Source organism: Croceivirga radicis (genome assembly GCF_002072105.2).
GTDB lineage: Bacteria > Bacteroidota > Bacteroidia > Flavobacteriales > Flavobacteriaceae > Croceivirga > Croceivirga radicis.
This window is the reverse complement of the sequence record NZ_MTBC01000004.1, coordinates 396,570-421,338: the sequence shown is the minus strand read 5'-3', so window position 1 is coordinate 421,338 and position 24,769 is coordinate 396,570. Positions and strand designations below refer to the sequence as shown.

The 24,769-nt window shown below is 36.9% G+C and carries 12 protein-coding genes; 11 read left to right on the top strand and 1 reads right to left on the bottom strand.

Annotated features, from left to right (window positions below):
• Nucleotides 1–7: 7 nt before the first annotated feature.
• The 6 genes from BUL40_RS08655 to BUL40_RS08630 all read left to right on the top strand — a co-directional run bounded on the left by BUL40_RS08655 (nt 8) and on the right by BUL40_RS08630 (nt 14,120).
• Complete coding sequence (locus BUL40_RS08655; protein WP_244901845.1) at nt 8–1,333, top strand: vanadium-dependent haloperoxidase; 1,326 nt, start codon at nt 8–10, stop codon at nt 1,331–1,333.
• Nucleotides 1,326–2,999, top strand: coding sequence for a CRTAC1 family protein (locus BUL40_RS08650; protein ID WP_080318922.1), 1,674 nt, complete (start codon nt 1,326–1,328; stop codon nt 2,997–2,999). The genes BUL40_RS08655 and BUL40_RS08650 overlap by 8 nt, the downstream gene beginning before the upstream one ends.
• 158 nt (nt 3,000–3,157) lie before the next feature.
• Nucleotides 3,158–5,479, top strand: coding sequence for a GH92 family glycosyl hydrolase (locus tag BUL40_RS08645; protein ID WP_080318921.1), 2,322 nt, complete (start codon nt 3,158–3,160; stop codon nt 5,477–5,479).
• Between the two features lie 31 nt (nt 5,480–5,510).
• The gene (locus tag BUL40_RS08640; RefSeq protein ID WP_080318920.1) at nt 5,511–7,034 is read left to right on the top strand and encodes a glycoside hydrolase family 28 protein; all 1,524 of its coding nucleotides are present in this window, start codon (nt 5,511–5,513) and stop codon (nt 7,032–7,034) included.
• A gap of 3 nt (nt 7,035–7,037) precedes the next feature.
• Complete coding sequence (locus BUL40_RS08635) at nt 7,038–10,010, top strand: glycosyl hydrolase 115 family protein (RefSeq protein WP_080318919.1); 2,973 nt, start codon at nt 7,038–7,040, stop codon at nt 10,008–10,010.
• Between the two features lie 48 nt (nt 10,011–10,058).
• Nucleotides 10,059–14,120 carry a hybrid sensor histidine kinase/response regulator transcription factor gene (locus tag BUL40_RS08630; RefSeq protein ID WP_080318918.1) on the top strand — a complete coding sequence of 1,354 codons (4,062 nt, stop codon included), beginning with the start codon at nt 10,059–10,061 and terminating at the stop codon, nt 14,118–14,120.
• A gap of 3 nt (nt 14,121–14,123) precedes the next feature.
• On the opposite strand, the gene BUL40_RS08625 is transcribed toward BUL40_RS08630, so the two are convergent.
• Nucleotides 14,124–16,262 carry an alpha-N-acetylglucosaminidase gene (locus BUL40_RS08625; protein ID WP_080318917.1) on the bottom strand — a complete coding sequence of 713 codons (2,139 nt, stop codon included), beginning with the start codon at nt 16,260–16,262 and terminating at the stop codon, nt 14,124–14,126.
• A 263-nt stretch (nt 16,263–16,525) separates the two neighbouring features.
• On the opposite strand from BUL40_RS08625, the gene BUL40_RS08620 reads away from it, so the two are divergent.
• The 5 genes from BUL40_RS08620 to BUL40_RS08600 all read left to right on the top strand — a co-directional run bounded on the left by BUL40_RS08620 (nt 16,526) and on the right by BUL40_RS08600 (nt 24,758).
• Nucleotides 16,526–17,398, top strand: coding sequence for an inositol oxygenase family protein (locus BUL40_RS08620; RefSeq protein WP_080318916.1), 873 nt, complete (start codon nt 16,526–16,528; stop codon nt 17,396–17,398).
• A gap of 94 nt (nt 17,399–17,492) precedes the next feature.
• Nucleotides 17,493–19,073 carry a solute:sodium symporter family transporter gene (locus BUL40_RS08615; RefSeq protein ID WP_080318915.1) on the top strand — a complete coding sequence of 527 codons (1,581 nt, stop codon included), beginning with the start codon at nt 17,493–17,495 and terminating at the stop codon, nt 19,071–19,073.
• A 9-nt stretch (nt 19,074–19,082) separates the two neighbouring features.
• Entirely contained in the window at nt 19,083–20,219 is a 1,137-nt protein-coding gene (locus BUL40_RS08610; protein ID WP_080318914.1) for an acyltransferase family protein, read from the top strand.
• Nucleotides 20,220–20,228: 9 nt separating this feature from the next.
• Nucleotides 20,229–21,410 carry a mannonate dehydratase gene (uxuA, locus tag BUL40_RS08605; RefSeq protein WP_080318913.1) on the top strand — a complete coding sequence of 394 codons (1,182 nt, stop codon included), beginning with the start codon at nt 20,229–20,231 and terminating at the stop codon, nt 21,408–21,410.
• A gap of 285 nt (nt 21,411–21,695) precedes the next feature.
• Nucleotides 21,696–24,758 (top strand): SusC/RagA family TonB-linked outer membrane protein, encoded by a 3,063-nt coding sequence (locus BUL40_RS08600; protein WP_080318912.1) that lies wholly within the window; start codon nt 21,696–21,698, stop codon nt 24,756–24,758.
• Nucleotides 24,759–24,769 lie beyond the last annotated feature (11 nt).

Sequence of the window (24,769 nt, the reverse complement as noted above, 5' to 3'; positions counted from 1 at the left end):
TAAATTAGTGAAAAATATATTTTTTGTTCTAGTTGGTATGCTACTGTTGGGTGGTTGCCAGAGTCCTAAAAAAAAATATGACGCTACTGAAACTGCATTGGAATGGGCCAAATTAACAACTTACATAACACAATACACACCTTCTAATTCGCCCACTTTTGCGTCTAGGGCATTTGCCTACATTTCATTAACAATGTATGAGTGTGTTGTACATAGCGATACCAGTTACAATTCAATGGCGTTAAAACTGAATGGACTGAACCAATTGCCGCAACCAGATAATCAAATAAAATATAACTGGACAGCTGTTTTAAATGCGGGCCAGGCAAAAATTATAAAATTGATTTATCAGCAAACTTCAGATGAGAATATAATCAAGATAGATTCTTTAAAAAATGTGATTCATGATCAACTAGTTCAAGATTCTACAATTGAAATTATAAAGAAATCAGAGTCATATGGAGAGCAAATTGCTCAATCTATCTTTAATTGGTCTAAAACGGATGGAGGGCACAGAGGTTATTTGAAAAACTTTGATAAAGACTTTTACAGAGAGGAATTTTTAGGTTCTTGGAAACCTCCTTTATTCGCACAGTCTTTTAGCCATAAACCATTGCACCCCTACTGGGGACAAAACCGGACTTTTGCCAAATCAAATAGAGCAATTTCTATTCCTGAGTACTTAAAATTTGATACGGTTCCCGGTAGTCCTTATTATGAACAGTTTTTGGCGGTTTATAAAAAAGAAAAAACGTTGACCCAAAAAGAAAAAGAGGCAGCTATCTGGTGGGGAGATGACCCAGATGTTAGTTTTACCCCGCCAGGACATTCGTATTATCTAGCTACCGTTGTATTAGATAAAGTTAGGCCAGATGTTGTAAAAACAGCACAAACTTTGGCGCAAACAGCTCTTGCCGTTGCTGATGCTTTTATAAAGTGCTGGGAATGGAAATACCACTATTTTTCAGAACGTCCAAATACCTATGTTCCAAAATATATTGATCAAGAATGGGAGTCTTTTTGGCCCGATCCACCATTTCCTGCTTTTCCATCTGGGCATGCCATACAAGCTGCAGCTGCAGCTACTGTATTGGAAGCAAATTTAGGTACTGTTTCATTTATTGATAAAGCCCATGAAGGTAGACCAAAAGATGAGGTTAGGGATACTGAGTTTGTAAGTAGACGTTTTGATTCTTTTTGGGATTTTGCACTTGAAACGGCAGATTCTAGATTTTATGGTGGTATACATACGCCCATTGATAATACCGTAGGTTTAGAAAATGGAAAACGTATAGCCAACAACATTTTGGATTTAAATTGGAAAAATGAATAAACAACAATTTTTGACCATTGCCTTTTGTTCACTAACTGTTTTTTTGCAGGCTCAAATTTTTAAAGAAGCTACTAAAGCATCCAATATTGATCATGTGTATAAAGTTTATGAGGGTACTTTTGGTGGTGGAGCCGTTGTTTTTGATTACAACGCAGACGGATTTGAAGACGTGTTTTTAACTGGAGGTATGGCACTAGATGCCTTGTATAAGAATAACAAGGACGGCACATTTACCAATGTTTATGAGTACTCCGGTCTTGGAGCCAGTAAAAACTACGTTACACAAGGAGCCATAAGCGCGGACGTTAATAAAGATGGTTGGGTAGATTTATTTATAACCACCATTAATACTAAAAATAATCCAAAAGAAATACCAAGGGCAAAAAACCTATTGTTTATAAATAATGGAAATGGCACATTTTTGGACAAGACAGATGATTACGGACTAGCAGACTTAAACTCGTTTAGCACCGGAGCGTGTTTTGGTGACTTTAATGCCGACGGTTATCCGGATATCTATGTTGGAAATTATTTTAAAAACTTTGAAGGTAAACTTGGTATTATAAAAGATGCTACCATCGTAAGTGCAAACCAGACGGCAGAAGGTTATCTATTATTGAATCAAGAAGGCAAAACATTTGTAAATGTTTATCAAGAATATGGCTTAAACCATAAAGGTTTTGGTTTTGGTGGGGTTTTTACGGATTTTGATAATGACGGAGACCAAGATTTGATAGTAAATCAAGATTTTGGATATAAGGCGGTGCCCAATTTATTATATCAAAATATGTACCCCAAAAAGACTTTTAAAGAAGTTGGGAAAGAATTGGGTATGGATTTGAAAATTAATGCCATGGGTTCTGCGGTGGGAGACATAGATAATGATGGCAATCTAGACTATTACATGACCAATATAAAATTCAATTGGTTAATGTACAATGAAGGTTCCAAAGGATTTAAAGATAGATCTAAAGAATTGGGCACTTATTCATTCGCAATTAGCTGGGGTGCTAATTTTGCCGATTTTGATAATGATGGTGATGTTGATTTATATGTTTCAAATGGAGATTTAAACCCAAACTGTGTGCCAATGGGTAATTTCTTTTTTGTAAACCAAGATGGAAGCTTTACAGATAATTCTAGATTTTCTAATACCAATGATTATGGTATTGGAAGGGGTTCTGTAGTTTTAGATGTGGAAAATGATGGAGATTTGGATATTCTGGTGGTAAATCAAGAACCTATTTTAGAGTATCCTGTGGAATCAAAAACACGACTATTTTTAAATGAAGGAACTGATAACGATTGGATAAAATTTAGACTAAAGGGAAAACACTTTGAATCTAATGGTACCGGAGCTAAGGTGTATGTTACTAGTGATAATAAGACGATGGTTAGAGAAGTGGATGGTGGCGGATCCAGTCATTTATCCCAAAATTCTTCAACACTTCATTTCGGCTTAGGTAAAAATAGTGTTATTGAAGCGGTTAAGGTGGTATGGCCAGATGGAAGTACGCAAGTTGTTCAGAATCCAAAGGTTAATCAACTTAACATAATTGAAGAAAATATTCCTAAAAAGTCAACTTTGAATTTATGGTTTATAGGAGCTCTGGTTTGTTTGCTTATTTTAATACTTTCCATTTTATATAATAGAACTAAAAGTTAGATTGTTCGCTACTTATAGCTACTGTACAATACATCCATATTTCTGCACAAACTGTCCATAAGGCGGCTAAAACCTTCCAGTATTTTAGCAGGTAAGCCCTAGTGCACACAATTTAGTGTGGGTTAGCGGCTATTAACGACTGAATAAATAAAAACGGATTGAGAATAATTAAACAGTGGGCAGCCTCCCTTTTAGTAGCCGCAACGCTAGGGTCTTGTAGCAACCAAAAAGTAGAAAATACGTCTAAGGAAAAACCAAAACCCAACCCGGTAGATTTGGTATACAATCAATTGGATACAGAAAATTCCAGATGGTTTTTCTTTAGTAGTGCTTGTAGGCCATTTGGTATGGTAAATCTTAACCCAGATACAGAGGTAGACGGGGCATGGGGCAGTGGCTACAGGTATATAACAGATACCATACGTGGTTTTAGCCATATACATGCTTGGCAAATGGCTGGTTTAACGGTAATGCCTATTTCAAAAGAAAAAGGAGCAACATTTAGTTATACTAAGTACCATTCTAGTTTTAGTCATGACAAAGAAGTTGTAGCACCCGGTTACCATAAGGTGGAGTTGGATAGGTATAATAGTACGGTAGAATTAACCAGTACCAAACGGGTAGGCTTTCATAAATACCAATTTGATAATACCAAAGAAAATCAATTGGTTATAGATTTAGAAGGTATATTAGGGCCATGTGAAATAACCAAAGGTGAGGTTGTTCAAGAAACCGAAACTAGTTTTTACGGTTCTTTTGTAATGCAGCCCACAATTAGAAGGCCAAAACCGTTTAAGGCCTATTTTAAAATTGAAATGAATACACCGGTTACCCATTTTGCAAAAGATAATTTATCTAACAATTATGTGCTAACCCTATCCAACAGTGCAAATCCGGTTTTAATGAAGGTTGCACTTTCTTATACCTCTGTAGAAAATGCATCCAATAATTTGAAACAGGAGTTGAACCACTGGAACTTTGATCAAGTGGTTGCGGATTCTAAGGAAGAATGGAATCAAATGTTGTCTCGTATTCAAGTTACCGGCAATACCCAACAGGCGCAGCGTAGATTCTACACAGATTTATGGCACGCGTTGCAGGGAAGACGCATTATTTCCGATGCCAATGGTGCTTACCCGGATAATACGGGTAACAGCTTTAGAATTGGCCATTTACCTCTAGATGATACAGGTAAACCCTTATTTAACCATTACAATTCTGATTCGTTCTGGGGTGCACAATGGACGTTAAATACCCTGTGGGGTTTGGTTTATCCTGAAATTATGCACGAATTTTCACAATCTTTAATGCAGTACTACAAAGATGGCGGCCTAGTACCAAGAGGCCCCTCTGGTGGTAATTATACCTACGTGATGACGGGTGCATCCTCAACGCCTTTTTTAGTAAGTGCTATACAAAAAGGTATTGTAAAAGATAGTTTGGAATTTATCTATGAGGCTTTAAAAAAGAACCATACGTTAGTGGGGTTAATGGCTAAAGCAGGTTATGAACATACTACCCATTTAGGTGGTGGTTTTAAGCATTACCTTACTAAAGGCTACGCGCCATTTCCTTTACCAACGGAAGAGCAGGGCCATGGTATTCATTTAGATGGTACGGGGCAAACTTTAGAATACAGCTACCAAGATTGGACCTTGGCACAGTTGGCTAAAAAATTGGGTAAAGATGAGGATGTAGAATTATTTCAAAATCGTGCCAAAAATTATAAGAATGTATATCATAAAGGTTTTGGTTGGATGGTTCCTAAAACAGCTTCTGGTGACTGGAAACTGGATTTTGACCCTTACCAATATGAAAATGGTTTTGTAGAGTCCAATAGTGCGCAGGCAACTTGGTTTGTTCCACATGATTTGGAAGGGCTGGCCAGTTTAATGGGGGGCAAGGAGGCTGCTGTTGCCAAGTTAGAAAATCAGTTTAAAGACGCAGAAAAATTAAAGTTTACCTCTGGAAATTCACATGATAAGGAGCTGCATCCGGAATATAGTAGGATACCGGTAAATTTTGGTAACCAGCCCTCTATACAAACAGCTTTTGTTTTTCATCTACTAGGAAGACCAGATTTGACCCAGCTTTGGTCAAGAAAAGTTGTAGAACAAGCTTTTAGCGGACTTTCGCCAGCAACGGGTTATTGCGGGGACGAGGACCAAGGTCTTATGGGGAGTTTAAATGTGCTACTCAAAATAGGGCTTTTTCAGATGAACGGCGGTACAGAGGCCAATCCGGTTTATCAAATTGGTAGTCCAATTTTTGACGAGGTAAAAATCAGTTTAAATCCAGATTACTACCCAGGAAATGTTTTAACCATAAAAGCTAACGGTGCCGCAGCAGGTAATTACTATGTAAATTCAGCAACGTTTAATGGAAGTAACCTAGCTAACTTCGCTATAGACCATAACCGCCTGGTTGCAGGAGGGGAGCTAGATTTACAAATGACCAAAACATTTGATCCAATGCCTTAAGATAAGGTGGTATAATTAAAAACTAATGTAAATGTATTCAAATTTAAAAGCGATTGTCTTCCTAGGATTTTTGCTTATAACCATGCTGGTTACGGCCCAAAAAAACCGCAAAACCTATAATGTTCTAGATTTTGGGGCAGATAGTAGTGGTGTGGCTTTAAGTACCCAGGCCATACAAAATGCCATAGATAAAGCAACTAAAAGTAAAGAAGGGGCCACGGTACTTTTGCCTAAAGGAACGTTTTTGTCTGGCAGTATAGAACTAAAAAGTAATGTAGAACTATATCTTGAAGATGGTACAACTCTATTAGGTAGCACGGATATTTACCAATATAGAAAAATAGATGGGGGGAATTTAGCGCTGCTTTTGGCCAAAGGTGCTACCAATTTTGCCATAAGTGGTAGCGGCACAATAGACGGACAAGGAAGGCCGTTGGCATTGGCGGTAGATAGCTTGCATCATATTGGTAAGCGCATAGACCCTAAATACAATACGCGTAGAATGCGGCCAAACGAACTGGCGCGTCCAGAACTAATAAACTTTTTCCAATGTAAGGGATACACCGTATCTGGTATTACTTTAAAAAATTCCGCGAGTTGGTTACAAACCATTGATCAATGTGAAGATGTCTTATATGACGGAGTAACTATTTTTAATAGGGCCTATTGGAATAACGACGGTTTTGACATAGTAGATTCCAAAAACATAACCGTACAGAACTGCAATTTAAATACTGCAGATGATGGCATTTGTTTAAAATCGCATTCCGCTAATCATTTTAATGATAGTATTACCATTAAAAATTGTACCATTAGGTCAAGTGCTAGTGCTATTAAGTTCGGTACGGCTTCTTTGGGTGGTTTTAAAAATGTAACCATAGATAGTATTCAAGTTTATGATACGTTTCGTTCGGCCATTGCTATTGAGTCGGTAGATGGTGGAGTTATAGAAAATATTAAGGTCTCTAATATCCTAGCCAAGAATACGGGCAATGCAATTTTTATTCGTTTAGGGCATAGGTCTGGAGAGAAACCAGGAGTGGTCCGTAACGTAAGCATTAGTAATATAGAGGTAGAAATACCCTTTGGAAGACCAGATATAGCTTATGACGTTCGGGGCCCCGAGGTAAATTTTTTCCATAACCCGTTTCCTTCTTCTATCACTGGCATTCCTGGTGCCCAAGTAGAAGATGTCCGTTTAAAGAATATTACAATTACCTATCCCGGTAGGTCTTCCAAAGCTATGGGTTATGTGCCCTTAAGTAGATTGTCTCAAGTACCGGAAGAGGTTAAAGGCTATCCTGAGTTTTCTATGTTTGGCGAGTTGCCGGCCTACGGTTTATATGTTAGGCACGTAAAAGGGCTTCAAATGAAGGATATCACCTTCAAATTAAAAGAAAAGGATTATAGGCCTGCTATGGTTTTTGATCAAGTAAGCAACCTGCAAATAAAAAAGGTAAACTTGCCAAATCCTAAATCAGAAGCCCTTATTCTAAAGGAAGTAAAAGACGTACAAATTGCCGACGAATTAATAAAACAGGTTAAAACCTATTAAGTTATGAGATATCTAAGCCTTGTTTTCTTCAATTTTTTAGTTTGTTCATTTTATGCCCAATCCAATGCTCCTTTTACAGTTGATTTGGTAACAGATGTGGCGCCAACCATAATTACGGATGCCAAAGATGCAGCAGTGGTTCATATTGCAGCGCAATTATTGGTAGAAGATATATTTACTGTTACTGGTAAAAAAGCGGTAATTTCTCATTCGCCTAAAACAACTAAATCCACCGTTATACTTGCGGGTACCCTTGGTCACAGTAAATTCATAGACCAATTGGTAAAAGCAAACAAAATAAATGTTGATGCATTTAAAGGTAGCTGGGAGCGTTACGGGTATTTTCTTGTGGCAAATCCACATAAAAATATAGACCAAGCTTTAATGGTAGTGGGTAGCGACCGTAGGGGCACTGCCTATGGATTATTACAACTTTCTAAAGAAATAGGTGTTTCTGCTTGGAAATGGTGGGCAGATGTGGAGCCTGCCAAACAAGAACGCATTTCGTTACAAATTAAAGACCCAATTTCTGAGTCGCCCTCAGTAAAATACCGTGGTATTTTTTTAAACGACGAAGATTGGGGCTTACAACCTTGGGCAGCTAAAACTTTTGAACCAGAAACAGGAGATATAGGTCCAAAAACGTATGCAAAAATATTTGAATTAATGTTGCGCCTAAAAGCCAATACCGTTTGGCCGGCAATGCATAGTAGTACACAGCCTTTCTATTACTATCCAGAAAACAAAGTAGTTGCAGACCAATATGCCATTGTGGTAGGTAGTTCTCATGCAGAACCCATGTTGTGCAATATTAATATGGAATGGAACAAAGAAACCATGGGGGAATATAGGTATGATACCAATGCGGAACCTATTAAAGAACTATTTACCAAAAGAGCCAAAGAAACCGCAAATTTTGAAGCTATATATACCACCGGTATGCGGGGAGAGCATGATTCTCCTATGATTTTGGGTGATTATGATATTGAAGGGCAAGTAAAACTATTGGAAACTATTATAAGCGACCAAAGAAGCATATTGGAAAAGACCCAAAAAAAACCGGCACATAAAATTCCACAAGCTTTTATTCCGTACAAAGAAGTATTAACTAGCTATCAAAATGGGCTAAAAGTACCAGAAGATATTACCCTTATTTGGACAGATGATAATTACGGATATATTAGACAACTAAGCACCCCAGAAGAACAACAGCGTAAAGGCGGGGCGGGCGTTTACTACCATACTTCTTATTGGGGTAGACCTCACGATTATCTCTGGTTAAATTCTACACACCCATTGCAGATGTGGTCCGAAATGAAAAAGGCCTATTTCTTTGGTGCCAAAGATATTTGGATACTTAATGTGGGCGATATTAAGCCACATGAATACAATCTAGAACTCTTCTTGGATATGGCCTGGAACATAGAAAGTTTTAAGGAGGTAACAGACGTTAAAAAACATAATGTTAAGTGGTTGCAAGCTTTGTATGGCGATACAATGGGTTTAGAGGCGTATACTATTTTAGAAGAAGAAAGATACTTGTCTTTTAAAAGAAGACCAGAATTTATGGCTTGGAGCCAAACAGAGCCTACAACAAAACCCAAAACGAACGAATTTAGTCAATTTCAGTATGGTGATGAGGTGGGTAAACGGCTGGCTGCTTTTAAACGTATAGAAGAAAAAGTAGAAAGGCTTTACAACGCTATTGATAAAGAAAACCAAAGCTCATTCTATCAATTGGTATATTATCCTGTTATGGCTTCAGTAAAAATGAACCAGAAATGGTTGTATACGTATAAAAATGAGTTTTATGCAAAGCAAAACAGACAAAGTGCTAACGATTATGCGGTATTGGCCCATAATGCTTATAAACGTATTGTAACAGAGACCAATTTTTATAATAACGAGTTGCTGGGGGGTAAATGGAAGCATATAATGAGTATGTCTCCTAGGTATTTGCCGGTTTACGATAAGCCTAGTCAATACGCTATTCCAGAAGAAAACACATCTAGTATAGGTGTACTATTAGAGGGCTATGATATGCCTGTAAACAATAAAACGGTAAACAGTTTTGCAGATGTACTGCCTGTTTTTAATCGGTATACCAATAGTAGTTATTTTATCGATCTGTTTTTAAAAGGTGAACAGGCACAAAGTTGGAGCATTAAACCTTTGGCAGATTGGATAAAAGTGAGTGCCACGGAAGGAACACTTTTAAATGAATTTGGAAAAAAAGAAGAGCGTTTATGGGTAACCATAGATTGGGAAATAGTACCTAAAGGGAAAGATGCCAAAGAGGCACCATTAGGCCACGATTACCAGTTAATACCGCCTAGCTTTAAAACCAACAGTGCCTTACAAATTAAGACAAAAGACACCACTTTTACTATTGGCGTTTCTGCTTACAATCCAAAATTTAAGGCGTTAAATAATTTTAATGGTTTTGTAGAAGACAAAGGTTATGTGTCTATAAAAGCAGCCAATTATACAACTAAAACGGATGCGGACAACCAAGGTTGGGTTACCATTTCTGGTTTGGGCTACAGTAAAGAACTAATAGGAGTTGGTTTTACTAAGAATGGCATAAACAAAACCACTACTAAAGATTTAGAGGGTTTGCCCGTATTAACTTATGATTTTTACAGCTTTAATCTAGGTGAGGCAATCGTTTCCGTTTCTGCATTGCCCACACATCCCGTTCATAAAGGAAGAGGGGTAAAATGTGCTATTGCAATAGATGATGGTGCACCAGTAATTTTAGATTTTGAAACCATAGGCAGAAGTGATGAATGGAAGCAGAATGTACTAAAAAATAAAGCCGTTGCCCTTAAAAAACAATTGGTAAAACAAGCCGGTAAACATACCCTTAAAATTTGGATGTTAGATGAAGGCTTGTTTCTAGACCAGATTTTAATAGACTTAGGGGGAAGAAAACAGAGCTATGATTTTCCTCCAGAAACAAGAATTAATAACTAAAAGAGTATATTTCCAATTCTATTTAAAAGAATAAACCTAATTGCAATAATGCAGGTATCAAACCATAAGTTTACAAAGAGCGGCCTTCTAATTCTGGCATGCTTGTTCTTGGTACAATTTCATTTTGCTCAAGAAATAAAGTTAGAGCACTATAACGACAATAATGGATTGTCTCACAATTCCATAAGGCATATAGTACAAGACAAGAACGGCTTTTTATGGTTTGGAACTTTTGCGGGTTTAAACCGTTTTGATGGTTATGAGTTTAAGACTTTTACGAGTAATTCTGAGGAAGGTAAATATTTAAATAATGATGATATAACTGCTTTAGAGTTAGATAATACCAATAATATTTTATGGATAGGTACCCGTAAAGGCTTAACCCGTTTTGAAATGGATACCTATACCTTTACCACTTTTTTGACTCAACCAGATAATCCCGCTAGTCTACCAGACGAAGAAGTTCGTTCCGTTTTGGTAGACCGGAAGGGTACTGTTTGGGTGGGTACCAAAACCAAAGGTTTGTATCGGTTTTTAGCAGATACGGACAGCTTTCAAAAAATTGAGCTTACGGGCTTTAATTATGTTAAAGAAATTTTTGAAGATAAAAATGGTAATATTTGGGTGGGTAGCTATGAAAACGTGGGCATAGCCAAACTACGTTTAGATGCGAACGGAAGGGTGACCCAGAAACAAACGTTTGAATTGGAAATACCACAAACCAACCAAAAAAACCCTTATATCAATTTTATTTACGAAGATTTAAAGCAAAATATTTTTGTAGGGACTAGGGCCGGTCTCTATAAATTGGATACGGAAACGGACCAATTTGTAAATCTTTATATACAAGACGAAACCAGAAGAAGAAGTCTTGGTCCTTATTTTTTATCGGTGGCACAAACCCAAGATGGTTCGTATTGGGTGGGTACCCTTGGCGGTTTGTTGGAATGTAAAAATTTAGAAGATATTCCTAATGGGGATTATACATGGTACTATTCTGTTTTATCTGATGATACCAGTTTAATAGACAATTTGGTTTCTTCACTCTATTTAGACGATTCTGGCGTATTATGGATTGGTACGGAAGATGGATTGGATAAATATGATCCTTTTCAAAACCAGTTTAAAATAAGTAAGGATATTTCAAAATATATTGGAAATAAGGCCCCTAGAATTAGAGGCTTTGCTAAAACCGCCAACAACCAAGTAGTGGTAGCTACCCGCCATAACGGTTTGTTTATAAGTGATAAAGGTAGATTTATTCCCCTGTATGATCAAAATGAGGACATTGCGAGCATTTATTCCGTAGACGGTAATTCTTTTTACTGCGGTTTATGGAACGGGAAAATACTGCATTACAATTTGGCGACCAAAAAGCATAAGGAACTCGATTTAGGTTTTGGAAATTTCCCAATCTTCGCTTTTCAAGAAATAAGCAATGCCCAACTATTGGTGGGCTCTTTTGGAGATGGGGCAAAACTACTAGATCTTAAAACCAACACGGTTGTTGATGCCAATATGCATTTGGTACCTGGTTTTAAGATCAATGCACTAGATAAAGATGAAAAGGGTATTGTTTGGATGGCTACGGAAACGGGTATTGTAAGGTATGTAGTAGACACCGGTTCTATTAGAACTTATAAAACCAAACCCCAAGATGGCGATAAATTGGTTTTTGAGGACAACGTAGGCGATGTATTGGTAGATAATCAAAACAAGGTTTGGATCGCAACGCGTGTAGGTTTAAGTTATTTTGATGCACAAACGGAGCAATTTGTAAATGTAAAAGAGCCCAAAGAGCTGGTAGGAAAATGGATTACCGATTTGGAAACAGATGGAATGGGTAATCTATGGTTAAACATTAATAACAATAATATCGCTAGGTTAAACCCGCAAAATAAAGACTTAAAAACCTTTCAGGTAAACTCTGGGAATCGGTTAGATGTGTTCAGTTCTAGTGGCTTTCTAAATGTTGATGGTAGAAATATTTATCTAGCGGGTAAGAACGGGATAGTTCATTTTGATACCCACCATATAAAAGAAAACCAATGGAGTCCTAGACCGTTTATTACAGATTTACGCGTTAAAAATAAGGAGGTGTTGCCACAGCAAGAAATTAACAACCAAATTCCTTTAAAAGAAGATATAAACCTGGGCGAAACAGTTCATCTTACCTATGACAATAGGGATTTTTCCGTGCAGTTTTCTACCCCTTCTTATACCAACCCCAAATTAAACCGTTACCAATATAAATTAGAGGGGTTTAATGAGGAATGGATTACGGTAAACAGCAATTCACGTACCGTACAGTATACCAATTTATTTCCTAACACGTACACCTTTAAAGTTAGGGCCACCAATAATTTTGGGGTTTGGAGCACGCCCAGATCATATACCATTAAGATTTCACCTCCATTCTGGTTAACCCCGCAAGCACTGGCCTTATTGCTGGCAATTATAGCAATTGCTACTTTTTTGATTAGAAGGGAATTAAAGCACAGAAGTAAGCTAAAGGCAGATTTGCTTACCGAAAAGGTGAACCGGGAACATGATGTAAAACTCAACAACGAAAAGCTACGTTTTTTTACCAACATTTCGCACGAATTACGTACACCGTTGACCTTAATTTTAGGTCCGTCCAAACAGCTATTGGAACATAATGAAGGGGCAACCGAATACCAAAAAAGTAGGTATAATTTAATTTATCAAAATGCCAGTAGGCTCCTAAACTTGGTAAATCAGGTTTTAGATTTTAGAAAAGCCCAGACCGGTGAACTAAAACTTAAAGTGGCACAAACAGATGTTGTCCTGTATACCAAGCACATATTTGAATCTTTTAAAGAACTTGCTTTTAAAAAGAACATCACCTATAATTTTATAGTAGAGGAAGAAGAAATTAAGGGCTGGATAGATTCTGATAAGTACGATAAAATCGTATATAACCTATTATCCAATGCGCTAAAATTTACCGAGGCATATGGAACGGTAGATTTGTTCTTACGTACCAAGGAGAACAACAAGAATATTCTGGTAGTAGAAATTTCTGATGATGGTATTGGTATACCTGCCAAAAGTTTAGATAAAATATTTAGTCGTTTTTATCAAGCTACCAACAATAAAGATTACAATACCGGCTCTGGAATTGGGTTATCCTTGGTAAAATCATTAATTGGGTTACATAAAGGAGACATTACCGTAAATAGTGCATTGGGCAAGGGTAGTTCTTTTGTGGTAGAATTGCCTATAGGTAGGGATAGTTATACAGAGGATGAAGTTTTTGAATATGTAGTAACTGCTAAACAGGATAGGCCAATTGAAGTTCTAGAAATAACAGCTAAAAAAGCCCAAAATAACACCCAAGTAAAGCAAAAAATACTGGTTGTAGAAGATAATGTAGAGCTACGTAAGTACTTGGTAGATTACCTATCTGATTTCTATAAGGTGTATATGGCAGAAAATGGAGAAGAAGGTTTAAATCTATGTAAAAAAATAAAGCCAATACTTTGTATTGCAGACGTAATGATGCCTGTAATGACCGGAATTGAATTTTGTAAAGCATTAAAACAAGACGAAGAGATAAGCCATATACCCGTAATTCTATTAACAGCTTTATCTGAAAATGAAGATAAAGTAAAGGGCTACGGAGCAGGTGCAGATGGGTACATTGTAAAACCTTTTGAACCGGCTCTGTTGCGAACTGTTGTAGACAACATGATAAAGAATAGATTAGAGCTAAAAGCTAAATTTTCTGAAGAGGTAGAGAGCGAAGTAAGTTTGCTAACACATTCGCCCATAGATGAAGAGTTTATGCAGAAAGTAACCCAAATCATTATGGATCAAATGGGCAATTCTGAACTAACTACTACCTATCTATGTAAAGAAATGGGAGTAAGTTCTTCTAAGTTATACAGAAAAATTAAGGAGCTTACAGATTTGTCTCCCAATGAGTTTATCCGTACGGTTAGGCTTAAAAAGTCCGCCCAATTACTAAAATCTAGAAAGTACAATGTTTCTGAAGTTGCATATACTACAGGCTTTAAAGATCCTCTATATTTTAGTAGATGTTTTAAAAAGCAATTTGGATTTCCACCTAGTAAATTATTGAACTAAAAATCAATGCGGATAGTCTAACCATAATTCATCCCATTCCTTGATGTTTTGCTCTATTCTTTCTTGGTTTAATTCACCGCCTAATTCTGAATTGGCTCTAAGAGAACCCAAAAAAATATCCCATCTTAATTTATAGAGTAATTGGTATTGATCTTTCCAAGCTCTGGAGGCATAATTATTTAAATTACCAACACCGCCCCACTGGTTAATTAATAAACGTGCGTTTTTATTATAAAATGCTTTAGTTTCCGGGGTGTCCCCATAATTTGTGGCTTCTTGCACCCAATAATCCAAACGGTCTAGTTTGCTATTTTCTAATAATTGTTCCGTGCTGTCTATTAAAGTATGGAATTGTAACTGTAAACTGTCTCCTTTTTCAAAATCGTTATTTATGTAGGCGTACGTAGCTTGTTGTAGTAGGGTATCTATTTTTAGAGAAAGTTCGTGCCTTTTGTGTGCTATAAAATCCTCTTGTATCAGCGGGTTGTTTTCTTTATTTTTTTCAAGCAAAAGATTCGCTTCTTCAAGCAATTTAAGATTGGTAGGATGCCCCTTAAAGGCTGTTATTTCTTTAGATGGTTGTTTAAAGAGTAAATAAGCTCCTGCTTGATCGTTCCACCAACGAGGTGTCCAATATTTAGTGCTATAAACCGCACTATCTAACTTTATCCAGGCGGTTAGCGTTTCTTTAGTAAAATCTTTGCCATACCTAGCTTTAACGTTAGTTTTTAGCCAATCTTTAACGGGTATTTTGCTATCCCAAGGTAAATCGTATAAATACTCATAAACCATAGAGTTCTGGTGTAAACCTTCTGGCATTACACCATAACCTAAAACTTTAGTGCTCTTATCATGCTCTAGCAAATAATTAATTTCTTCTTTGTAAAAATCAAAATCACCATAAATAGGATTAGAGCCGCCGTAGTTATGTACATAACCATACGTCCATTGCTTGCCATAAAATGCATCTTGTTTTTCCCAAACTTTGTATCTATCGTTTCCAAAGTCTTGGATTATCAACTTGTCGTTGGGTACTTTACTTAAAAAGGCAATAACGGCGTCTTTTTCCCAGAAGTCGGCATCATGTCCAAATAACCAACCTTGCATTACCCACGTGGCACCAGGAGCGGCTTCGTTCAAGGTTTCATAAATTACTTGGCCATAGGCGGCTAATTCATCTAGCTTATTTTCTGTACTAACAGGTGGTGTAACCTCATTAAAACTATCTGCCAAATAATATTCGGCCTTGCCGTATTCTTGATTATATAGTTCTATAAAACGCTTACCAATTTCTTTAAACAATGGGTCTTTAGGGTCTAATAAATAGGTGCTATCAAATCCGCCTCCAGACCAACCGTTAAGTTCACTAATTTTCGCATTCGGAAATTTCTCGGCCAAAGCAGCAGGTATGTAACCGCTAAAGGCCGGCACCACTGGTTTCATTCCCAAATCACGCATTTTTGACAGAATCTTTTTCTGTAGTTTGGCTTTTTTAGTAATCCATTCTTGGGGTATAGGTCCTGCATGTCCGTTTATATTGCCCATACGCTGCCAAGGTAAAAAAGCAGGGCCGGTAAAATGTTTGTCCAGTTCGGCTTGTGTTACGCCATACTCTTTCCATAATTTTTGCCAGATATATTCCTGCCCTTCCATAGCCGTGGGCATATTTATACCATGTAGGGCCATCCAGTTAATTTCCTGGTTCCATCTTTCCCAATCCCACCACGGTGTGGTGTAACCATAAGTAACCACATTCAAGTATTTTCTAAACTCAAAAGGTGTTTGCTTTCTAAGTTTTTTTTGGGGCCATTTTGCGGGTAAATCCAAAGCAGTACCCTCCCAGCTATTGAATGCCGCTCCAATTTGTTTTAAATAATAATAAGCTCCGTAGGTAAGGGCAATTTTAGAAGAAGCTTTAATACGTACTTCCTTTGGCTTGGCATCTACTTCAAAATAATCACCTTTAGTAGTAGAAAGGGTATCTAAGGTTAAAACAAATTCATTAGCTCTTTTGCCCAAAAGTTGCACTAAAACGTCTTGTTCAGGAGATACAGGTACTTTAGTTTTAGTGGTACATGCATTCATTAACAAGGTTATGGCAATGAGAATTAAGCAGGTGAAATTAGAAGTACGGTTTTTCATAGAATAAAGAAACTACATTGTATAAAAGTAGCCATGTAAAAATAAATCAAGTATATAGATGATTTTATAGATTGAAATTAGTAGTACTTAAAACTATTTTTTAACTATCTGTGCTATATGGTTTTAGGTTTATTTTTATCTATATTTAAATAAACAAGCCTTAAATATCCATGTATTTGAAAAATACATCCATTCTTAACATAATGGCAAGGTGTATCTTGAGCATTGCAACTGATAACGACTAAAATTTAAATTGACAATCTATGAAAGACCTAAAGAACCATAAAAATTTATTGAGTATTGAGGACGATTGGGAGGATGATTTAAAAAGAAGATATCCTAATCCAGATGAACCGGTAAAGGAAAAAGAGGAATTTAGAAATTATGTGGATTCTGATAGGGTAGCTATTGTTAGGGAATTTTATAAGGAAAACCATACGTACCAAACATATGATTTTGTCTGCAAGAAAGAAGAAGAATTTTTAAAACTACAAAAACGGGAAATGAGTGTCTGGGAGGCGGTAGAGTTTTTAAATACGCTTGTAGATGATAGTGATCCAGATATAGATTTAGACCAAACCCAACATTTGTTGCAAACGTCTGAAGCCATCCGCGCGGACGGACATCCAGACTGGTTTGTACTTACTGGGTTTTTACATGATTTAGGTAAAATACTATGCTTGTTTGGAGAGCCACAATGGGCAGTAGTAGGGGATACTTATCCAGTTGGGTGTGCTTTTTCTGAAAATATAGTGTATCCAGAGTTTTTTCAACTAAATCCTGATACCACCAACGATAAATTCAATACAAAATACGGTGTTTACGAAGCCAATTGCGGCTTGGATAAGGTAAAAATGAGCTGGGGGCATGATGAGTATCTATACCATGTAATGAAAGATTACCTGCCAGAACCAGCATTGTATATAATAAGATATCATTCTTTTTATGCGCAACATAAGGAAAATGCATACACCCATTTAATGAATCAAAAGGATCAAGAGATGTTTGAGTGGGTAAAGAAATTTAATCCGTACGATTTGTATACTAAAGCACCGGTAAAGCCAGATGTGGCTGCCTTGATGCCGTATTACAAAGAATTGGCTGCTAAATATTTACCTGAAAAGATTAAATTTTAGAAAGTAAACAATCACATTTTAACGTTGTAAAACCTTCATTCTAAATCAATAATGGATTTAGAAAGGGGGTTACTTGTCTAATTGTAAAGATATTATGTATACATTACTTTCATTTCTTGCCTTTACTTTATTTGTTGCATTTTTTAGTTGGTTTAAACTTAGAAAGGAGTCTTTAAAGACTAAAGATGGCTATTTTTTAGGAGGTAAAAGTCTAACAGGAGTGGTCATTGCCGGTTCCATGCTATTGACCAATATTTCTACGGAACATTTAATAGGCATGAATGGTTCCTCTTACAAGAACGGGTTTATCATCATAGCGTGGGAGGTAACTTCTGCCATAGCTTTGGTAATAGCGGCACTTTATTTTATACCCAAGTATTTAAAAATGGGCTTGACCACCATTCCAGAATATCTTGAAAGACGTTTTGATGGTACCACAAGAACCATGGTAGCCTTTTTTCTAATGGTTTCTTTTGTGGTTACTATTTTGCCCATTGTACTTTATACAGGCGCAATAAACCTTGAGAGCATATTTAATGTTTCTGAAGTGTTACAATTACCGAAGCAAGAGAGCCTATGGGTAACCGTTGTGGTAATTGGTAGTTTAGGTGCACTTTATGCAATTTTAGGAGGGTTAAAAGCAGTTGCAATATCAGACACCATTAATGGGTATGGTCTGTTAATAGGTGGTGCTGCTATCCCTATTTTCGCTTTATTGGCCATTGGAGACGGAAACCCATTGCAAGGCCTACAAAAAGTATATGAAAATAGCCCTGATAAATTTAATGTAATAGGTGACAAAGATTCCGTTTTACCTTTTGAAGTCCTTTTTACGGGCTTAATGATTAACCAGTTGTATTTCTGGGGTATGAACCAAACAATAATACAGCGTGCATTGGGTGCAAAAAACTTGAAAGAAGCGCAAAAAGGTCTTCTGTATACAGGGGTGCTCAAAATCATAATTCCTATAGTTATTATTTTGCCCGGCGTCATCGCTTTTTATTATCTAGGGGATAGTATGTATGCAGAACAGGATATGATTTATCCTGAATTAATAAAGCGGGTGTTACCAGTAGGTCTGGTGGGTATTTTTGCAGCTGTAGTTCTAGGGGCGGTATTAAGTACTTTTAATAGTGTACTTAATAGCGCTGCTACCATATTCTCTGTAGATATTTTTAAAAAGCATATAGACAAATCTAGTAGCGATGCAAAATTGGTACGTGTAGGTAAAACCACATCTATTATCTTAGCTGTATTTTCAATATTTGTTGCGCCTTTTGTAGCCAATGCGCCAGATGGCTTGTACCAGTTATTGCAGCAATTAAACGGTATCTTTTTTATTCCCATTGCCTCTATTTTATTGGCGGGGTTTTTCTTAAAAAACATATCTGCAATGGGCGCAAAAGTGGCGTTATTTGTGGGTCTTTTGTTCTACATCCTAACCACTTTTGTTTTTGATACGGGTATCCATTTTGTTCATTTATGGGGAATAGAATTTGTATTGAACCTCGTTATCATGTTTGGAGTTTCTTATCTGTATCCAAGAGTAAACAATACTGACGATATGCCAGAAAGTACCCAAGAGAAGTTAGAAACGTGGCGGTATGCCAAACCAATGGGGTTGGTGCTATGTGCCATTACCTTAGTTATTTACATTTTTATGGGTCAACTTTAAAATCAGAATATGTCTACCAGTATAAACAAAACAAACCGGTTTTTGGCCTTAGATGTATTTAGGGGCTTAACCATATGTTTAATGATTTTGGTAAACTCACCAGGTACGGGAGCAGATATTTACCCCTATTTGTCACATGCAAACTGGTTTGGTTTTACCTTGGCAGATTTGGTGTTTCCTTCATTTTTATTTGCTATGGGTAATGCCATGAGCTTTTCTATGGCAAAACTAAAAACTACTCCAGCATCTAAATTTTATAAGAAAGTAGTTAGAAGAACCCTCATTATTTTCCTTTTAGGATATCTAATGTATTGGTTCCCGTTTTTTGAATGGTCAGCGCAAGATTTCTCTTTAAAACCTGTTGCAGAAACCCGTATTATGGGGGTTTTACAGCGTATAGCCTTATGTTATTTTTTTGCTTCTGTCTTAATCTATCATTTAAACAGTAAACTTGTTGCCCTAATTTCAGCACTTATTTTACTGTTATATTGGTGTCTTTTGTATTGGTTTGATGGCAACGGGGGCGTATTGGAAATGGGCAGTAATGCAATTACAAGACTAGATTTATTTCTTTTAGGAGAAGGGCATGTTTACAAAAAAGACAGTGTGCCCTTTGATCCAGAAGGGTTGTTAAGTACATTACCATCTATTGTAAATGTATTAGGTGGTTATTTTGCGGGTGTTTATCTTAAAAAAAACGGCAACACTTTTAAATCAATAGCCGTTTTAATGGTAGCTGGTTTTTTGATTTACACGTTAGGTCAATGGTGGAACCTTATTTTTCCTATTTCTAAAAAATTATGGACCAGTAGTTTTGCCTTACATACTATTGGGTTAGATTTATTTATTATGGCCACTCTGGTTTATGCAATAGAAATAAAAAAAGTAAGATTTGGTGTATACTTTTTTGATGTCTTTGGTAAAAACCCACTTTTCATTTATTTATTTTCTGAATTGTTTTTCATCACTTTACGACTTATACCAGTAACCAAAAATCATGATGCGTTTGAGTGGTTTAGCGAAGCCATAGTACAACAGATTTTTCCGGGTGCTTTTGGTGCCTTAATTACTGGGGTTTTGTTTATGTTGTTGTGTTGGTTCGTTGGTTTATGGCTTCACAAAAAGAAAATTTACATAAAAATTTAAATAGCTAGAATGGCTTTAGAAGAAACTTGGAGATGGTATGGACCAGATGATGTGGTCTCTTTATCAGATATAAAAATGGCAGGGGCAACCGGTATTGTTACCGCTTTACATCAAATTCCAAATGGGGAAGTATGGTCCAAAAATGCCATTTTGGAACGTAAAAAGATAATCGAAAGGGCTGGCTTACAATGGTCTGTTGTGGAGAGTGTACCTGTACACGAAGATATCAAGAAGAGAACTGGTGCCTATCAAACCTACATTGCTAATTACCTAGAGACCATAAAAAATTTAGGAGCGTGTGGTATAAAAACCATTTGCTACAATTTTATGCCTGTTTTGGACTGGACTAGGACAGATTTGTCTTTTGAAATGCCAGATGGTTCAAAGGCCTTACGTTTTGATGCGGATCAATTTGCCGCTTTTGAACTTTTTATCTTAAAACGCCCAAATGCTGAAGCAGTATACAGCAAGGAGCAAGTAACTAGGGCAAAGACGGTTTTTAATTCCTTGACCAAGGAAGCAATAGCAGCGTTAACCAAAAATATAATTGCTGGTTTACCAGGGGCAGAAGAAGGGTATACTTTAGAACAATTTCAAGAAGTACTCACTAGTTATGCCCATGTAGATGATAAAAAGTTAAGGGAAAACTTATATGAATTTCTAAAGGAAATTATTCCCGTAGCCGAAGAACATGGCGTAAATATGGCAATACACCCCGATGATCCTCCGTATCCAATTTTAGGATTACCCAGGGTGGTGAGCACAGAAAAAGATGCCCAGCAACTGTTGGCGGCAGTAGATAGTCCAAATAACGGACTCTGTTTTTGTACCGGTTCTTATGGAGTAATTGTTGAGAATGATTTAGAGGGAATGGTGAAGCGTTTGGGCGATAAAATAAATTTTGTTCACCTAAGGAGTACCAAAAGGGATCAATGGGGCAGTTTTTTCGAAGCAGATCATTTGACTGGAGATGTAGATATGTATGCTGTAATGAAAGCCTTATTGGCTGAGCAAGCCAAAAGAAAAAAAAGTGGGAGACAAGACCACCAAATGCCAATGCGGCCAGATCATGGGCACCAAATGTTAGACGATTTAAAGAAGCAAACAAATCCAGGTTATTCTGGAATTGGTAGATTAAGGGGTTTGGCAGAGCTTAGAGGGTTAATGTTAGGTATAGAACGAAGTAATTAACAAATACAAATTAGGATTGTTAATCAAAATTAAAACGGGCATGGCCCGTTTTTTTTATTTCTAAATCGTTTTCGTGAAGTTAGCGGCTAAAAGTATGGACAGCTCGTTTATTTTGTAATCTTCTAATTAATATAAATGCTTTTTTTTGAGGTTTATATGGCTGTGAGCCCAGTAATGATAAGCTATTGAAGATATATCCATGTATTTGAAAAATACGTCCATGGTAAGAACATCCGTACCCTCCTAATTTTATGCAATAACTGAAATTTAACTAAACAATAAATTATGCTTAAATCATTTTTAACGCTACTCTTGGCGTTTGGTACTTGTCTGCTATCTTATGGGCAAGACCGTACAATTTCCGGAACGGTTACGGATGATACGGGTGCTCCCTTGCCTGGTGCAACTGTTGTCCAAAAAGGAACTAACAATGGGGCACAAACAGATTTTGATGGTAATTATACCATTAATGTTTCTGGAGATGCAGTTGTACTTACCTATTCCTATATAGGATTTAGTTCCAAAGATATTACGGTTGGCAGTCAAAATACAATTAACGTACAACTACTAGAAGATGTAAGTAAACTAGACGAGGTTGTGGTTATTGGTTATGGCGAGGTTAAAAGAGCAGACCTAACCGGTTCTGTTGCCTCTGTGGGTAGTGAGCAAATAGAGCAGGCCAATAAGGTAGATGCAGTTTCTGCATTACAAGGGCAGGCTCCTGGTGTTGTTATTCAACGTACGGACAATAAACCTGGTGCAGGTGGTTTTAACATTCGTATTCGTGGTGCCAGTACCATTAATTCTAATCAGACCGCAAATCAAGGTGGTTTTAATCCTGGACAAAATCCATTGTTTATCGTAGATGGAATATTTGTAGATGATATTTCCTTTTTAAACCCTGCGGATATTGATAAAATGGATATTCTTAAAGATGCTTCTGCTACGGCTATCTATGGTTCTAGGGGTAGTAATGGGGTGGTTATTATAGAGACTAAAAGAGGTAAGCAAGGTAAAATGCGTGTTAACTACAATAATTACATTGGTTTTAAACAAGCATACAATTTACCTTCTGTCTATGACGGTCCTGGTTATATTGAGTTTCTTAAGGATGTTGTTGTGGGTAATGAGTTTGCACAAACCAATGGTGATTTAAGTTTTAGAAGAGACCAAGTAGATTTAACCAATTATTTAGATAGTGAGGAACAGCAAAACGTAGCAGATGGTGTAAGTACGGATTGGGTAGATTTATTGTTGAAAAGTGGTTTGCAAAGCAACCATACCATAGATATGAGTGGTGGTAACGAAAACACTACCTATGCAGTAGGTCTTGGGTATACATTAGATGAAGGTACCGTAGAGGGCGAAGATTACAATAGATATAATATTAGAGGTAGCCTTTCTAGTGATTTAACAGATTGGTTAAATGTTAGTGTTAACAATTATGTAACTAGTGTGGTGCAAAATACCGGTAGCTGGGAGGCGTTTAGAAGTGCTTATCGATTAAAGCCAATTGGTAGACCTTATAATGAAGATGGTAGTTTACGATTTTTTCCTACACAAAAAGAAACGCAGATTACAAACCCATTGTTTGATACGCAAAATATAACAAGAGAAACACGTTTTCTTCAATATTTGGGAGATATTTCTTTAAAACTGACCCCAGTTAATGGATTAAGTTTTACCACAAAATTCTCCCCAAATATTAAATACCAAAGATATGGTGAGTATAGGGGGTTACTGTCTAAAAGTGTTTCTGGTAATCCTTCTAATAGGAGAGCGGTAGTAGATAACACCAATTATTTCTCATATACATGGGATAATATATTAAACTGGAACTGGTCTAAAGACATCCACTCTTTAAATGTAACCGGTGTTGTTTCTAGGTTTTTAGAACGTAGAGAAGGGTATTATTCTCAAGTAAGAAACTTTACTACAGATGAGTTTTCATTTTACAACTTAGATGCTGGTTTAGATATAAGGGACCTGTCTAGTGGTTTTTCTAAACAAACCCTTGAATCCTATACGGGTAGAATTAACTATACCTTAGACAACAAATATTTGTTTACGGTAACCGGCCGTTATGATGGTGCGTCTATCTTGTCTGATGAAAACAAATGGGCATTTTTCCCTTCGGCAGCTTTTGCTTGGAAAATGATGGAAGAAAATTTCCTTAAAGACCAAAATGTAATTTCTAATGCCAAACTTAGGTTAAGCTACGGGCAAACCGGTAATAATGGTCAAGGTGGCGGGTTGGCACCATTGGCTTCTCAATCTTTGTTGTCTTCTAGTGCAACCAATTTAGGTGATGCAGCAGTTTCTACGGCTTACATAGGTGGTTTGGCTAATGAAGATCTAACATGGGAGCGTACTACGGAAGTTAACGTAGGTATAGATTTTGGATTTTTACAAAACCGTATTTACGGTTCTGTAGATGTGTATAACAGAAAAAACTCAGATATTATTTTCTTTTCACCATTACCAGATGTTACCGGTTTCTCTGGAACATTTGATAACGTGGGTGAGTCTACCAACAAGGGTATAGAAATTGGTTTAAATACGGTAAATATTGATAATGAGAACCTAACGTGGACCACCAATTTCAATTTTGCTAGAAACAAAAACACCCTTGATAGATTGTATGGCGATTTAGATGAGATTATTTTCAATGTAAACGGTACTAATCTTATTCATAGAGTAGGAGAATCTATAGGTTCTATATATGACTATGAGTACGAAGGTATTTGGCAATTAGACGAAGCTGCCGAAGCGGCTACTTTTAACCAAAGACCTGGACAGGTAAAAGTAAGGGACATTAATGGAGATGGCCAGATTACCCCAGATGGTGACAGAACTATAATTGGTAATGTAGTTCCTAAATGGACGGGTAGTGTTACCAGTACGTTGAACTATAAAGATTTTGATTTTACGTTCTTAATTAGCACAAGTCAGGGAAATAGTATGATGAGTAACTTTCACAATGCTTTCTCTTTCCCATGGGACAGTGAACCAACCCGAACTTTTAACGGTTACAACGTAAATTATTGGACCCCTGAGAATCCTACGAACAACTGGTACCAACCTGGTAACGGCGGTACCTTCCAAAATGCTATAAAGTATAGGGATATTTCATTTACTAAAGTAGGTTTCATTACCCTAGGTTACAAGTTACCGGACAATGCATTGAATACTTTAGGTTTAGACAAATTAAGATTTTACGTAACTGCGCAGAATCCATTTATATTTACGGATTATGATGGTTGGGATCCAGAAAATGCTGGTAGAAACCACTGGGGAGCGGCATTCTTATCGCGCTCAATTATAACAGGTATCAACGTAAGTTTCTAACAAACGAATAA